This is a genomic window from Acinetobacter sp. RRD8 (assembly GCF_031844225.1).
Taxonomy (GTDB): Bacteria; Pseudomonadota; Gammaproteobacteria; order Pseudomonadales; family Moraxellaceae; genus Acinetobacter.
Window position 1 is genome coordinate 189,575 of record NZ_JAUZUU010000002.1, and the last position, 15,542, is coordinate 205,116.

The 15,542-nt window shown below is 44.5% G+C and carries 10 protein-coding genes and 1 pseudogene; 6 read left to right on the plus strand and 5 right to left on the minus strand.

Annotated features, from left to right (window positions below; genetic code table 11):
* Nucleotides 1-297: 297 nt before the first annotated feature.
* Nucleotides 298-1,302, minus strand: a complete 1,005-nt coding sequence (locus Q9R24_RS03710) for a patatin-like phospholipase family protein (RefSeq protein ID WP_311203747.1) — start codon at nucleotides 1,300-1,302, stop codon at nucleotides 298-300.
* Between the two features lie 123 nt (nucleotides 1,303-1,425).
* Here Q9R24_RS03710 and chrA point away from each other — a divergent pair, with 123 nt between their 5' ends.
* A complete protein-coding gene (gene chrA, locus Q9R24_RS03715) occupies nucleotides 1,426-2,631 on the plus strand; it encodes a chromate efflux transporter (protein ID WP_311203748.1) in 1,206 nt (401 codons plus the stop codon).
* 53 nt (nucleotides 2,632-2,684) lie between these two features.
* On the opposite strand, the gene Q9R24_RS03720 is transcribed toward chrA, so the two are convergent.
* Both Q9R24_RS03720 and gltS read right to left on the minus strand, forming a co-directional pair.
* Nucleotides 2,685-4,160, minus strand: a complete 1,476-nt coding sequence (locus Q9R24_RS03720; RefSeq protein WP_311203749.1) for an alanine/glycine:cation symporter family protein — start codon at nucleotides 4,158-4,160, stop codon at nucleotides 2,685-2,687.
* 45 nt (nucleotides 4,161-4,205) lie between these two features.
* Nucleotides 4,206-5,444, minus strand: a complete 1,239-nt coding sequence (gene gltS / locus Q9R24_RS03725) for a sodium/glutamate symporter (protein WP_004731964.1) — start codon at nucleotides 5,442-5,444, stop codon at nucleotides 4,206-4,208.
* Nucleotides 5,445-6,347: 903 nt separating this feature from the next.
* Here gltS and Q9R24_RS03730 point away from each other — a divergent pair.
* On the plus strand, nucleotides 6,348-7,055 hold the full coding sequence (locus tag Q9R24_RS03730; RefSeq protein ID WP_311203750.1) for a nitroreductase: 708 nt from the start codon (nucleotides 6,348-6,350) through the stop codon (nucleotides 7,053-7,055).
* 78 nt (nucleotides 7,056-7,133) lie between these two features.
* On the opposite strand, the gene Q9R24_RS03735 is transcribed toward Q9R24_RS03730, so the two are convergent.
* Entirely contained in the window at nucleotides 7,134-8,351 is a 1,218-nt protein-coding gene (locus Q9R24_RS03735; RefSeq protein ID WP_311203751.1) for a multidrug effflux MFS transporter, read from the minus strand.
* 138 nt (nucleotides 8,352-8,489) lie between these two features.
* Between Q9R24_RS03735 and yccS the strand changes: the two genes are divergently transcribed.
* The 4 genes and pseudogenes from yccS to Q9R24_RS03755 all read left to right on the plus strand — a co-directional run bounded on the left by yccS (nucleotide 8,490) and on the right by Q9R24_RS03755 (nucleotide 15,004).
* Nucleotides 8,490-10,664, plus strand: a complete 2,175-nt coding sequence (yccS, locus tag Q9R24_RS03740; RefSeq protein WP_311203752.1) for a YccS family putative transporter — start codon at nucleotides 8,490-8,492, stop codon at nucleotides 10,662-10,664.
* Between the two features lie 85 nt (nucleotides 10,665-10,749).
* Complete coding sequence (locus Q9R24_RS03745) at nucleotides 10,750-11,310, plus strand: YcxB family protein (protein WP_004280696.1); 561 nt, start codon at nucleotides 10,750-10,752, stop codon at nucleotides 11,308-11,310.
* Between the two features lie 169 nt (nucleotides 11,311-11,479).
* Nucleotides 11,480-14,110, plus strand: a complete 2,631-nt coding sequence (locus tag Q9R24_RS03750; RefSeq protein WP_311203753.1) for a sulfite reductase flavoprotein subunit alpha — start codon at nucleotides 11,480-11,482, stop codon at nucleotides 14,108-14,110.
* Between the two features lie 98 nt (nucleotides 14,111-14,208).
* A pseudogene (locus Q9R24_RS03755) lies at nucleotides 14,209-15,004 on the plus strand (YdcF family protein).
* A gap of 25 nt (nucleotides 15,005-15,029) precedes the next feature.
* Here Q9R24_RS03755 and Q9R24_RS03760 read toward each other — a convergent pair.
* A complete protein-coding gene (locus tag Q9R24_RS03760; RefSeq protein ID WP_005104048.1) occupies nucleotides 15,030-15,491 on the minus strand; it encodes a DUF2750 domain-containing protein in 462 nt (153 codons plus the stop codon).
* Between the last annotated feature and the right edge of the window lie 51 nt (nucleotides 15,492-15,542).

Consider the following 15,542-nt stretch of genomic DNA (forward strand, 5'->3'; position numbering starts at 1 on the left):
GCATGAACATCGATGCTTTTGAATATTTGATCAACTTAAGTATACGAATAATAATATTAAAATTTTGATTTAAGACGAATAAGGCTTATTATTTAAAACAATATACTTATAATTCAATTTGTTATATTTAAAATTAATTTTATCTTTTGCGATAATTCCGACTGACTGATACACATAGGCAATCATCTTATCTTTTATAACAATCAGTTAAGCGTTACAGCCGATGATCCGTTATCCTTTTGAGTGAATATCCCTATACTGCGATATAGGGATAAACAGAAATTTCAAAAAAAAGATTTATTGAGCTTGATGTTCATGTACCACAAACTGTGGAATGCGATGTCCTTGAGCATAATCATGTTTTTGGTAGGCTTGTGAAATTTCCATCAACTTTAACTGGGTCGCCTCGGCACCAGCCTGCATGGTGAGTTCCCTGCCACGGACATCAAAGATATGACCTTTTTCGCGTAAATCCGGCTGAATCACCACATCTGCATGCTTTAATTCTTCATGCGCCAGATGTTGCTGCATAATATTGATGTTCTGGTTAAACAGTCCCCAGACATTGCTGGTTTCCGTGTGAATGGGTTGTGCCAGAATATCTACCGCAATCACAATGTCGGCTCCCAACTCACGTGCCACATCGACCGGCACCGGACTGACTAGACCACCATCTACATATTCTTTACCTTGAATGATGGTCGGAATAAACATACTCGGAATCGAGACTGAAGCACGTACCGCCTGTCCGGTATTGCCATGGTTAAAGACGACTTTCTTGCCTTCTTTCAGCGCGGTTGCTACCACAAACATCGGGATTTTCATGGCTTCAAGCGGGGTTTGATCGACCTGCAAATTGACATAGTCTTCAACTTTTTTGCCATCAAAAAAGCCTTTTCTGGCCAGTTTGATATCACGAACATCATTTGGTCGCATGCTGAGAGCAATATTGCGCAGTTCAATCGCCGGTTTACCACTCGCATAAATAGATCCAACGATACTACCTGCACTGGTTCCGACAATAAAATCTGGTTGAATACCCGCCTGTTCCAGTACTTCCAGCGCACCAATATGCGCATAGCCACGCGCACCGCCACTGCCTAAGACTAAAGCAACTACTGGACGCTGTTGGGTTTGCTTGATCTTTTGAAAATCAATTTGATTCGGACGTGCCTGAGCTTCTCCGCGTTGTGCAGCAGGTTGCAGATGACTGGTCGCCGCTTGGGCTGTCATGGGGGTCGTTTGGCAAGCACTTAGGCCAAATGTACCCAGTATCACCATACTCAACACATATTTCTGCATGCAGAGAATGTCCTCATTAATCTAAAGCGGCATAGTGTATAAACACATGCATAAATAGTCTGTAGAATTTCGTAAAACTGTCATACAGTTCAGCTACTTTATCTTCATTTTTCCCATAACTGTATGCCTTCAATCTCACTGTATCGGATTTTCCTGATTTTCCTGCAACTGGGCTGCATTTCATTTGGCGGTCCGGCAGCACATCTGGTATTTTTTCACCGAAAATTTGTAACCCAACTGCAATGGTTGAATGACACCCAGTACAGTCAACTGGTCGCTTTGGCACAACTTTTACCCGGGCCGAGCAGCAGTCAGGTGGGGCTGTCGATCGGTTATCTGCAACGGGGCTATACTGGTGCCGTGATCGCATGGCTGGGTTTTACCCTACCCTCAATGATTCTGATGACCTTGGTGGCGCTCTTGGGTCAAAGCTATTTCCATATTTTAAACTCAAACAGCTTTCATACCATCCAGTTAATTGTATTTTCTGTCATCGCCTGGGCATTCTGGCAAATGCTGAGAAGCTTCTGTAAATCAGCTTGGCAATATGCTGTCTTAATCCTCTCTGTCGCATTACTGATAGTCGTTTCAGTGAGTTTTAATCAGATTCTTGTGATTATGCTGGGCGCAGTCTGTGGACTTTTGGCGGGACATTTTTATCAATCAGATTCGAAACCCAAAGAAATTAACAAAACGGCAATCAGCTCGCCGTATATTCGATCTGCCGCTGCACCCTATTGGTTACTGGCATTTATCTTGCCGTTTATTCTACTCCCCTTAGCAGGGAAATTATGGGGTGAATCGGAGCTGCAATTTTTTTCCAATTTCTATCAGACTGGCTCGCTGGTGTTTGGTGGCGGTCATGTGATTTTACCTTTGCTGCATCAGGACTTTGTCACAACCGGTTTGGTGAGTGCACAATCTTTTGATCTTGGCTATGCATTTGCCCAGCTCATGCCGGGACCTTTATTCAGTTTTGCCAGTTATATTGGTGCTTTGCTGCCTTGGACGCCTTATGTCTGGCTGAATGCAGTTTTAGCAACCTGTGCAATCTTTTTACCTTCATTTTTCTTGATCTTTGCCACCTTGCCCTACTGGTCATGGCTAATGCAACAGCGCCATATTCATCAGGCGGTGATGGGCATCAATGCTGCAGTGGTGGGTCTGTTACTATATTTATTGCTGGATCTTTCACAACGTTATTTTAGTTATGGCTCCGACCTGGTCTTTGTCGCGGTGATGATTGCCCTGCTACGTTCAAAATTACCGGTCTGGTTCAACCTGATTTTGGGTTTTGTACTTTATCAAAGTTATTTAAATTTCTTTTAAATAAAACTTTGGCACAAAAAGCCCCGAATGATCGGGGCTTTTTATTTCAAGTCTTACCAGATATCTGATTTGACTTTGTCTTTAAATTTAGGATGGTTATCCAGTTTAAATTCAGGCTCTTTCACGCCGCGCTTCAACTGACCGGTATAGTCTTTGAGTAGCATCAGCAGGAATGGCATCAGCAACAGGATCGCAATCAAGTTGATACTTGCCATGACACCCATAAACAGATCCGCCATATTCCAGATCAATGGCACGCTGGCGATAGAACCGAAATACACCATCACCAATACAAATAAACGGAAAATCAACATAACTCGGCTATTGTTATTAATGAACTGGACGTTTCCTTCGGCATAGGCATAGTTACCGATAATCGAAGAATAGGCAAACAGGAACAGAATCAAAGCCAGGAAGTCATCGCCCCAGGCACCAATCTGGCTTTCGAGTGCCATCTGGGTCAAGGTCACGCCTTCAAAGCCTGCATTTTCATACAGACCCGAAACCAGAATAACAATCGCGGTACATGAACACACCACAAAGGTATCTACAAATACTCCGAGCATCTGTACCAGACCCTGGTTGACCGGATGTTTGACATCGGAAGCTGCAGCAGCATTCGGTGCCGAACCCATCCCCGCCTCGTTAGAGAACAGACCACGCTTGATCCCCATCATCATGGCCATAGACACCATGGCACCAAAGAAACCACCAGCGGCGGCTTCAAATTCAAAGGCTTTACTGAAAATGAGCTGGAAGATGGATGGGAGCAGATCGTAATTGATGACCGCAATATACAAAGCCACAGCCAGATAAAGCACAGCCATAAACGGCACAAAGCTTTCCGCAACTTTCGCAATCCGTTTAATCCCGCCAAAAATGATCACCGCAGTCATCAATACCAGAAACAATCCGACCCAGGAAATTTCCAGATTCAGGCCGCCTAATGGCAGAATCAGGTTCGCCTGATCCCAGCCCCAGGCATGAGAGGTTGCTCCGGTAATGGCATTGGCCTGAACTGCATTGAAGACAAAACCATAAGTCGTGATCAATGCAATCGCAAAGACAATCCCGAGCCATTTTTGTTTCAGGCCTTGGGTAATGTAATAAGCTGGTCCACCACGGAATTGCTGGTTTTTGTTATCTCGCACCTTAAACAACTGGGCCAAAGAGGATTCAACAAAAGCAGAACTCATGCCCAAAAAGGCAGTAAACCACATCCAGAAAACGGCACCGGGGCCACCAATCGCAATCGCAATGGCGACACCCGCGACATTGCCCACCCCGACCCGGCTTGCCAGTCCAGTGACAAAGGCCTGAAACGGGGTAATGCCGTGCGTATCCTGAACCTTGCCACGGCTATTTTTCATGACTTTCATGCTGTGCCAGAACAAACGAATTTGTACTGCACCCGTCATGATCGTGTAGAAAATACCGACTGCGACCAGAAACACCACCAGAAAATCCCATAAAGGGCCATTCAGGGCATTAATCCAGCCGAGTAAGGTTTCATTTAACTGATCATTCATGTCACATCCTTATGAGCCTATGACTCATCGTATCAGGCATAAAAATTATGCAAAAAACTTCAAAATCATCTGAATAACAGTAGCATTGATTAAGTCAACGAAGAACGCACCACATAATGGAACAATCAGGAAGGCCTTATGCGACGCACCATACATATTGGTAATCGCCTGCATATTGGCAACCGCTGTTGGCGTTGCGCCCATACCGAAACCACAATGCCCTGCTGCAAGTACCGCAGCATCGTAGTTTTTACCCATGATGCGGAAAGTTACAAAACCGGCATACAAAGCCATGGTGATGGTCTGTGCACCCAGAATTACCATCAGTGGTCCTGCAAGGTCAGCCAATTGCCATAATTTCAATGATAACAATGCCATCGCCAAGTACAGCGACAATGAAGCATTACCAAACACATCAATCGCGCGATCGAAAATCTGAACTTTGAAAACACCTTCCAGTACATTACGCAGGATGACACCACCCGCCAATGCCCAGACAAATGTTGGCAGTTCAAATGCAGTACCTTTACTGAAACCCGTCATAAACTCTGCAAAAGCCAAACAGCCTGCAAATAGACCCAAGGTCGTGATTGCATTATCAGCGGTAATTAAACGCACCTGATGCGGATATTCAAACGGTACATATTCGCTGGTGGTGCTGTCCATTGGCGTATTGTCACGCGTTTCAATTTGCTGATCGGTACGCGCAGTCGCCAGGTTATAACGGTTGATCAGCAACTTGGCTAAAGGTCCGCCAATAATACCGCCGATAATCAATCCAAAAGTCGCACTGGCCATACCTAGTGCCAAAGCACCTTGAATACCATGTTCAACTTCAAAAATTTCCCCCCATGCACCCGCAGTACCATGACCACCGGTTAAGGTAACTGAGCCTGCAATCAGGCCAATCAACGGGTCAATACCCAATAATGTTGCCAGACTCATGCCGACCGCATTTTGCAAAATAATGAAAGCCGAAACAGCAAACAGGAAAATAACCAGACCGATCCCACCTTCACGCAACTTGGAAAAGTTGGCACTCAGACCAATCGAAGCAAAGAAAATCAGCATAAAGCTGGTTTGTAATTCTGCACTGGTGGTGATGCTATATCCCCACAATGAATGCACCAGCAATGAGATAATCGCCGCAACCAAACCGCCCGCAACCGGCTCAGGAATATTGTAACGTCTTAAAAAATCGATTTTATTAACCAGGAATCGGCCGAGTAACAAAACAATGACTGCGGCAATCAAGGTATAAAATGCGTTAAAAGTAAAATCCATAATTTTTTGCCCAAGATGATTTTGAATTTTTTATTGTTCTAAAAGTGAGGGAGTGCGCTAGATCTCTAGCTCGCTCATTAGATCTTTATCTGGAAATATCCTGATTTGATCTATCACCATTAGAAAAACAAACCGATTTATCATCTCTTTTAAACTTATGAATATCATCATCACGATCATATTCAACAAATGAGAGATTTATAAAAGCAACACCTTTTCTATTCCGATACTCAGTCTGTTGGAAAATTGCAGACAATTTTCAAACAGACGCGCATGTTGGTAAAAAAACTGTGTTTTAAGCTCAAAAAAAACATTCAGTGCTTGATGAGTGCTTTCAACCTAAAGACTTCATTCAAGCCATCTGGAATCGCGCTATTTAAAACAGATCTTCATCACAAAATGCATGAATTAAGATGAAAAGTCGTACATTATGCTGTTTCTTTGTATCAAGTTTTATTTCTTTTTATTAGCAATAGTTAATTTATCTATAAAAAATAATTATAAATTCTCATTTTTATATGAAGATTAATCTATATTTTAATTCAAAAAAAATATTAATCTTTTACTCAACACGGAATGAAACAGGGATCTTGAAATTAAATTATCTTGATTTTCAGTCAAAATAAACCAGTTCTCTGTGTGAAATTGTTATTGTTGAATGGTTCAAGCACTTGGGATTTAAGCTATTTTTTTCACTTAAAGACAATTTTCATAACAATATTTATTCTGATCATTTAGAGGACTAAACTCGTATTTTAGAAGGCCAAATAAGTACTCTTTGGCCATTTTTTGGATAAATCATTTTTATCATCCGGTAAACAATGAAATTTTCCTATCCCCCCTTCTGTTTGTTTAGTTTATAGTCATTGCAAACTCAATAAGGATATTCGACTGGACCCCATAATGGATCAAAATCTTGTTCATGCTGTAGATCACACTATCACCTCTCGCCATTCAGTGCGTGCTTTTTTAAATACCCCCGTTAGTACAGACACCTTAAAAGAGATTTTGACGGTGGCCAGCCGCGCGCCCTCAGGAACCAATACCCAACCCTGGAAAGTGTATGTGGTAACAGGTAAAAAGCGTGATGAACTCGTGCAACGTGTTTGTCAGGCACAAATGCAAATCTACGCAAATCCAGAATTGTCACAGCAGTATCAGGAAACTTTTGCCTATTATCCTGAACAATGGATCTCGCCATTTATTGAACGTCGTCGTGAAAATGGCTGGGGTTTATATGGCTTGCTGAATATTCAAAAAGGTGAAAAGGAAAAAATGGCGCGTCAGCAACTGCGTAATTTTGAATTATTTGATGCACCTGTCGGCCTGTTCTTTACCGTACATCGTTCTTTGGCGATCGGTTCCAAAATGGATGTTTCCATGATGATCCAGAATGTCATGCTAGCTGCAAAGGCCCGCGGTCTGGACACTTGCCCGCAGGCAGCCTGGAATCACTTTCACCCGATCGTGCTTGATCTGGTCGGCGCACCCGATGATGAAGAGCTGGTCTGCGGTATGGCACTGGGTTATGCCGATCCAGAGCAAATTGTTAACAGCTTTATTACCCCGCGCGTTCCTGTAGAGGAATTTGCCGTATTTATCGATGAGTGATGTAAGGAGGGCTGAGTCAATTCACTTAGCCCTCTGTTTAATCCTTCATTTTCAATATTTGTAGAAAACGCCCGGCATCTATGTATTTTTCAAGATTGGCATCTTTATTTTAAAAATCGCCCAAGCGGAAATACCGACAAAAACAAGCATGATCAAAGCCATATTCAATAAAGCATGCCAGATCAGAAAATTCAGTAATACACCACCCAGTAATCCACAAAAAAATTGCATACTGCCCATAATCGCACTGGCAGTTCCTGCCCGCTCGCCCTGTTCAGCCATTGCCAGAGCCATGGCATTCGGACCAGTAAACCCGATAGATGCCACCACGATAAACATGCCTAACAACACCCAGAGCACAGAATCGACGTCCAGACAGCCGAGTAAGATTAACCCTAATACACCGGCAAACTGCAGGCAGGTGCCGATTTTCAGGCGCTGTAATATCGAGAATCGCCCAGCCAGACGTTTATTCAAGGTCGAAAACAGCATGATCCCGAAGGCATTGGCACCAAAGGCATAAGCAAACTGCTGCTCAGTCAGCTGATAACGATGCATCAGAATGGTAGAAGAAGCACTGATATAACAGAACATCACTGCACCGGAAAAACAGCCAGCATAGAGCGGGCGTCGAAAGCTTGGATCCTGAAAAATAGTACGGTACAAACTTAATACCTGCTGGAAGTTCAGCTTGAGACGACGTTCTGGCTCCAGGGTTTCTTTAAATAGAAAATGTACACAGGCCAGACTCAACAGACCGCAGCCCATCAGCACCAAGAAGATCACATTCCATTCATAAAACATCAATACCCAGGCCCCCAGACTCGGAGCGATGATTGGTGCAATCGCAGTCACAATCATCATGCTGGCAAAGGCCTGAGCTGCTGAATGCATATCCAGGCGATCACGAATTGCAGCACGTGCCATGACCACCCCGACACAGCCACCTAAGGCTTGCAGAATCCGTGCAGCGATCAGACTCCATTCATCCTGCGCAAAGACACACAGCAAACTTGCCACAATGTATAAACACAGCCCAAAATACAGTGGCGGTTTACGCCCAATCCGGTCACTGATCGGACCATAAATCAGTTGCCCGATCGCCAGACCGAAGAAATAAGCCGGCAGGCTGTTAGAAACCATCTGGGTGCTGACACCAAAATCTGCTGCCATGGCCGGTAAGGCCGAAAGATACATATCAATGGACAAAGGCCCGAGTGCACTTAAGGTCGCCAGCAACACAATCCAGGACATGGCATAAGGTTGTTGTACTATTTTATTTGATGTCATAAGCATGAAGATTTAAAGCGCTAATATGCAGACAAATTAACACAGTGCATAGTATGATTTAGCCTGAAATGAAGATTTATAAATATACTATTTTCATTAGCCTATTCAGATTCAGCTCTAAGACTGCAGTATAAAGGACGACCTTTGAAATCTTGGCTCACTCGTCTCAAGCAAACCACCTATAATACGACCTTGATGTATAACCTGCGCATGATGACGGCATTTGCAGGTACCGCCTTTGTTCCCTATTTTATGGGACAACAATTGATGACGATCCCATTGACTTTAGGGGTGGTCGCAGCCGGTTTAAGCGATATTGATGACCGCTTTTCGGTGCGGATTTTAAATCTGCTCTACACCTACATTGGCTTCTTTATTACGGCAGTAGGCGTATATCTGCTTTTTCCTTATCCCTTGCTGTTTGCCTTGGCCTTAATTGTGTCCTGTATTGCCCTGATTTTGCTGGGTTCACTAGGGCGACGCTATGCCACGATTTCCTACGGCTGTCTGGTGATTTCCGTTTATTCCATGCTCGGGGTGGAGCTGTTTGATGAATGGTATAAACAGGCTGGTTTATTGGTCATCGGCGCGATGTGGTACGGTCTGCTGTCGACCATCAGTTTCCTGATTTTCCCTGCCCGACTGGCGCAAGACAAGCTTGCCATTTCCTATTCTGCTCTCGGTGACTTTTTATATGCCAAGTCCAATCTGTTTGATGTGGACATGACCCCGAAAAGCTATCAGCAAAGCATGATTGAACTCTCGCTTGAAAATGGGAAACTGATTGCGATTTTTAATGAGATGAAAACTGCCCTTTTGACTCGCCTGAAAGGTGACCGGGGGCAAAAAGACACCCGTCGCAGCCTGCAATATTATTTTGTCGCGCAGGATATTCATGAACGTGCCGATTCAGCGCATATTGATTATCAGAAACTGGCCAAGATTTTCCAGCATAGCGATATCCTGTTCCGCTTCCAGCGCATCATGTCAATTCAGGGCAAAGCCTGTAAGGACCTGAGTGAAAGTTTGCTGATGCGCAAACCTTATGTACATAACCAGCGCTTCAAGCATGCCTTTGATAACCTGAGACAGTCTCTGGATAAGTTACGTCAGGAGCAGCAGTATGATCAGGTCTGGATCAGTGCCCTGTTTGCGCTGTTTCAAAACCTGAAATCGATTGATGCCCAGTTACGCAACCTGGAAACCGAGCAGAATATCAAGTCCGAGCGTTTCAAACATATCGAGAACCAGCTTAGAGATGATGACCTGAAAGGCTGGGATGACATCAAGATTCGGATTAAGCAGCATCTGACCCCAGAATCGGTGCTGTTCCGGCATGCCATTCGCCTGTCGATTGTGCTGCTGATCAGCTATATTTTTGTACAGGTCAGCAATATTGAATATGGTTACTGGATTTTATTGACCGCACTCTTTGTCAGCCAGCCGAACTTTAACGCCACCAAACGGCGTTTACGTCTGCGTATTGTCGGTACGTTGGTCGGTATTATTCTCGGTTATGCCATTCTGTATTTTGTGCCTTCCATCGAAGGACAATTATTACTTCTGGTATTGAGCGGGATTCTGTTCTTTGAATTACGCAGTAAACAGTATGCCCAAGCCACCGCCTTTATCACGATTTTAGCCCTGATCAACTTCAACCTGGACGGTATGGGCTATGCCGCGGCCATCCCGCGTATGATCGACACCTTGATTGGCTGTGCGATTGCCTGGTTCGGCGTCAGTTTTATTTTTCCAGACTGGAAGTTCCGGCGTTTGCCGCGCAGTATCAAACGCAGCTTGCAGGCAGAAGCAGATTATTTGAGTGAAGTAATCGAGCAGTATAAATCAGGACGTAATAATGGCCTGAAATATCGGATTGTGCGCCGTGCGGCCCATAATACCGATGCCGAGGTGGCTTCACTAATTTCGACACTGGCCACTGAACCGGATATTGATCCGGTACAAAAATCGCTAGCCTTTGAGTTCCTTTGTCTGAACCATACTTTTATCAGTTATATTGCTGCACTGGGCGCACACCGGGAAAAAATTGAAGATCAGGACATTCTGAATTTACTGGACAAAGCACTTGAGAACATTCGTGGTGCATTGCTAAGAGATGAAATGCCCGATTTAAGTGCGCAAAATATGATTGCCCATATTCGCCAGCGCCTGGCTCAAGATCAGGAGCAAGATCAGAAATCCCTGATCATTTTGCAGCAACTGTCTTTAATGTTCAGTATTTTAAAGCAGTTGAGCCAACTGAAACAAAGTTTGAGCCATGAGCGTGATGAACAGGCAACTGAATTAGGTTCATTATAATTTGGCTGATTTTGGAACAATATACTCACTGAATTGGTACAATTAGTGCTAAACTTTTTACAGTTTAAAATCTGCTAATTTCATTATGACCGCGAAAAATTTATACGCTTATACCCTACAGCCTGTGAACTATGAAATTTCAGAAGCCGAGCAGCGTCATGCTCAGCTGGTGATCTGGCGTAGTACCAATAAAATTGGCATGAAAGCATGGCTGATCATGGGTGCTGTTGTTGCACTTTCTATTCTGGGCATTCTGCTCCTGAAGAACTATTCTACCGTGTTCTGCTGGGTGGCCATTGTCTGTGTGGTGTTGTATTACCTGATCCGTACCTTTGGTCTGGAATGGTATGTTAAACGCAAGATGAATGAATTTCCGGTACAGGAAATCAAAGGTGTTCGCCTGGGCGTGCAACCGCACGGCATCGTGATGCGCCAGAAAATGGGCATGCAAGAAGGTGTTGGCGCGATTAGCTGGAAAGACATCTATGAATGGTACAACACACCAGAATTCATGTTGGTCAATTTCAAAGTAAAAGGCCAGCAAGGTGCATATATCCTGCCGAAACGTCTGGACAGCAAAAACTTCTCTTTCGCCACGATTCGCAAGCATCTGGAAGCAGAAGTCGGCGCAGCAAAACAAATCTAAACTGTTCTTTCTTCAGTGAAAAACCTCCTGTCCCGGCATGGAGGTTTTTTTAATCTCAAAACAATAAATGATAATGAGAATAAATATTATCCTCAACACCTATAATTCGAGCTTAAACTTCAGTTATAATTTTGCCACTTTTATAGATCTCACCCTTAATCTGACGACCATGTTTAAAAAGACATTTTTCCAAATCCACTGGTTTCTGGGGATTACAGCAGGTTTAATCCTCTCGATAATGGGGGTCACTGGCGCAATCTATTCCTATGAACAACAAATATTAAAATGGATGAATAGCGACAGTTATACGGTTCAGGTTCGGCAACGTGACAAACTCACGCCTTCCGAGCTGTATCAGCACTTTAACCGTACTGCGCCTGACATGAAGATCAACAGTATTACCGTGGCACAAGATCCAAGTGCTTCGAGTACCGTGAATGTTGCCAAAGAAGGCGCACGGCGTGGTCAGAACATCATGATCAACCCGTATACTGCGGAAGTCTTGCCAGAGATTAAGGGTCGGGAGTTTTTCCAGTTTGTTCAGCAACTGCATCGTAATTTGACGGTTGGTCCAGTAGGTAAGCAGATTACCGGTGCCTGTACCCTGATGCTGATCTTTTTTGTCTTGTCAGGTCTGTACCTGCGCTGGCCGAAACGTCATTCGATCAAGCAATGGTTCTTTGTAAAACCTCAACTGAAAGGCCGTAATTTTATCTGGGATCTGCACGCTGTTGTGGGAACCTGGGTGGTGATTTTCTACCTGATTCTGGCCTGTACCGGTCTGTACTGGTCTTATGACTGGTGGCGCAATGGCATGTTTAAAGTGCTGGGTGTGGAACGCCCGCAACCGGAAATGCAGGCCAATGCCGGCAATAACCGTGGTGAAGGACGTCCAGGCGGTGAACGTGGTCCGCGTGCCGAAGGTGAAGTACGAGGCGAAGGCCGCCAAGGTGGCGAACGCGGTGCTGGTGGTGAAGGCCGTGAAGGTCTCAGCCCTGAAGCTACTGCCCGTGCGCTAGACCAGAGCTGGATTGGCTTTAACAATGAATTTTCAGATAAGTATTCTACCGTAACGTTTAACCTTCCGAAAAAACCGGATGGCGAAATGCAACTGAACTTCGTCGATCCGATCGCTCAACATGAACGTGCACGAAACAGTGCCACTTATAATTACCGGACAGCTGAATTTACCGAAGTCGAGCTGTATGAAGACAAAAAGCTCAATGAAAAGATCATGAGTAGCATGTTACCGGTACATCGTGGCAGCTTCTTCGGCCCGATCTACCAGTTCTTTGCCATGGTCGCAGCCTTGTTGATGCCGTTATTCTTCGTAACCGGCTGGATGCTCTATCTAAAACGTCGCAAGCAGAAACGCTTAACACTGGCAGCACGTCAGGGTGCGACTGCAGTGAACCTGGATGAAAATGCTAAACCATGGCTCATTGCTTATGCCTCACAAACAGGGGTTTCTGAGCAGCTGGCTTGGCGTACAGCAACTGCCCTGCAGGAAGCACGTCAACCGGTAACCGTCAAGCCGGTACAGCAACTGACGCTTGCCGATTTACAGCAAACCGAACAGGTATTATTTGTTGCTAGTACCTATGGCACGGGCGAAGCACCAGATCTGGCCTCTTCTTTTGAGAAAAAAATCCTGTCTGCTCAAGCTGATCTCAGCCATTTAAGTTATGCAGTTTTGGCCTTGGGTTCTCAGGAATATCCAGACAGTTATTGCAGTTTTGGCCACCGTATCGATCAGTGGTTAAAACAGAATGGTGCCCAGCAGCTATTCAATACGATTGAAGTCGACAATGCCAATAACGAGCATATCCAGCAATGGAATAGTGCACTGGCACAAGTCACTCGACTTGAGCTACAAGCGATGAATATCGATAAGACCTTTGATCGCTGGAGTTTGAGTAAACGTGAAGTCCTCAATCCGGGTAGTCTGGGTGCGCCTGCTTTCAATATCGAACTGACCCCTGAACATGAAGCCATCTGGCAAGCAGGTGATATTGCCGAGATTCAGCCAGGAAATAGCCCAGAACGTATTCATGCATTTATGCAAAAGCACCAGATAGCAGCGGGTACACAAGTACCTTCTATGCAACAGAATATTGAACAGGCACTCTGGGATCGTGATCTGACTCAGGCTGAACCTTTTGATTCTCTGGATCAGCTCCTCACGCAATTACCGGTTTTGGCAACACGTGAATACTCCATTGCCAGTATTCCAAGCCAGCAGGTTTTACGTCTGGTGGTACGTCAGCAAACCGATGCTAGTGGTAATCTGGGATTGGGTTCAGGCTGGCTGACCCAGCATGCGGCTCTCAATGCGCCCATTGCACTGCGTATTCGCAGCAATAAATCTTTCCACCTGATTGATGACAACCGCCCGATTATCTGTATTGGTAATGGTACCGGCATTGCCGGACTATTAAGTCTGCTCAGTGCGCGTAACCGTCAGGACTATAGCCAGAACTGGCTGATCTTCGGTGAACGTCAGCGTGAACACGACTTCTTCTTTGAAGAAACCATTCAGGCCTGGCTGCAAATGGGAACCCTGAAACGTCTCGATCTTGCATTCTCGCGCGACCAGCAGGAAAAAGTTTATGTACACCATAAACTGCGTGAACAGGCTGAAGAACTAAAAGCTTGGATTGCTCAAGGTGCAGTGATTTATGTCTGTGGTAGCATCAATGGCATGGCCAGCGATGTGGATCAGGCCCTGATTGAGATTCTCGGTGAAACAATGCTAGATCAATTACGTCTGGATGGACGTTATCGCCGTGATGTATATTAAGATAACCTGATATGCTAAAAACCGGGCTCAATGGCCCGGTTTTTATTGAAGATACAAAAGCAATAATAAGAATATGAATAAGAAAAAAGGAACTCTGGATGCTCAATCAACTTAAACGAAGTCTTAGCCTGATCTTTGGCTTGATTCTATGTCTCAATAGCGTCTGGTTACTGAGCCAAGGTCAGAGGCATTTTGCTATTGCCTTGTCTACCTTCATTGGGGTGGCATTCATCCTGTATGCCTTGTTTTTTTTCATCTATTCAGCGCTGGAAACAGAATTCCCGATTCAGAACCTTGTTCTGGAACAGTCTCTGAGGCGGATTTCTATTCTGGATCATCAGTGTCGCTGCTTTCTTCGCTTATATCCAGATGTCAATCAACCCGACTGTTCCGGCACGACCTGCTGCAGCGATTTTAGTATTAGGTAGTGGTATTAATCAGGGTCAGCCCTCACCCATCTTAAAAAATCGTCTGGATACCGCAGCAAAATATGCAGAACGATATCCGAAGACTTTAATCATTATGACCGGTGGACGAAATTTCTGGGAGAGACAGAGCGAAGCTGAAGTCATGCAAAGTTATATCCATACGAACTATCCGCAGCTCAACAACCCCATTAGCCTAGAAGATCAAAGCAGGAGTACCCAACAGAACCTGCAATATTCTCAGGCAATATTAAAACAGCAACATATTGATCGAAATGAGCCAATTGCGATTGTCATCAGCGATTTTCACAGCCCTCGTGCTCGCGCCATTGCCAGACATCAGGGTTATCAACAAGTCATCAGCCTGAGTGCCAGCACACCCCAGAATGTTCGCTATAATTCCTGGTTACGCGAATATTTTGCTTTGATTAGTGGCTGGCTACTGAATGAATATTCATTGTTCCAATAAACAAGCTGTTTTAAAAACAATAAATTTAATTTAAACGGATCTGCCTAGGCAAAGGCATATCCGGATTTTTAAACAGTTCAGGTTTTTGCACATAAATCTGATACAGATAATTTTTGATATCAAGTAATAATTTTTCGGGTGCCACCAGAATATTCTGCCCTTCCGGGGTCAGGTCAAGCGAAACAATGGTACTTTCCTGACGTAAAAAGGGAATGACTTTCTCTACAAAATCCTTGAGACCAATTTCCTGAATCTCGTAATTTGCCCAATTGTCTTTAATCAGCAGTCGAGCCAGACCTTTACTTTGCCAGCAGGCAAATGCGCGTTGTCCGGTAGGCGTGGCACATAAGGCCCAGCCATCTTGGTAGAGTGCAAAAATGCCAGCATTGGCAACAATGGCTTCAATATATTGCTTATAAAGCTGTTGAGGATCGAAAGCAGTTTTTTGGGATTTGGTCGCGGCTTTGCGCTGATAGGGATTTCTCATAATCGTGAAATCTTAATATTATTATAATAGAATCAGATTCTAAGGAATAAA

Excerpts from the sequence above, each read along its gene's own strand:
- Q9R24_RS03710 (WP_311203747.1), bottom strand. The coding sequence starts at position 1,302 with ATGCAGAAATATGTGTTGAGTATGGTGATACTGGGTACATTTGGCCTA.
- chrA (WP_311203748.1), top strand. The coding sequence starts at position 1,426 with ATGCCTTCAATCTCACTGTATCGGATTTTCCTGATTTTCCTGCAACTG.
- Q9R24_RS03720 (WP_311203749.1), bottom strand. The coding sequence starts at position 4,160 with ATGAATGATCAGTTAAATGAAACCTTACTCGGCTGGATTAATGCCCTG.
- gltS (WP_004731964.1), bottom strand. The coding sequence starts at position 5,444 with ATGGATTTTACTTTTAACGCATTTTATACCTTGATTGCCGCAGTCATT.
- Q9R24_RS03730 (WP_311203750.1), top strand. The coding sequence starts at position 6,348 with ATGGATCAAAATCTTGTTCATGCTGTAGATCACACTATCACCTCTCGC.
- Q9R24_RS03735 (WP_311203751.1), bottom strand. The coding sequence starts at position 8,351 with ATGCTTATGACATCAAATAAAATAGTACAACAACCTTATGCCATGTCC.
- Q9R24_RS03745 (WP_004280696.1), top strand. The coding sequence starts at position 10,750 with ATGACCGCGAAAAATTTATACGCTTATACCCTACAGCCTGTGAACTAT.
- Q9R24_RS03750 (WP_311203753.1), top strand. The coding sequence starts at position 11,480 with ATGTTTAAAAAGACATTTTTCCAAATCCACTGGTTTCTGGGGATTACA.
- Q9R24_RS03760 (WP_005104048.1), bottom strand. The coding sequence starts at position 15,491 with ATGAGAAATCCCTATCAGCGCAAAGCCGCGACCAAATCCCAAAAAACT.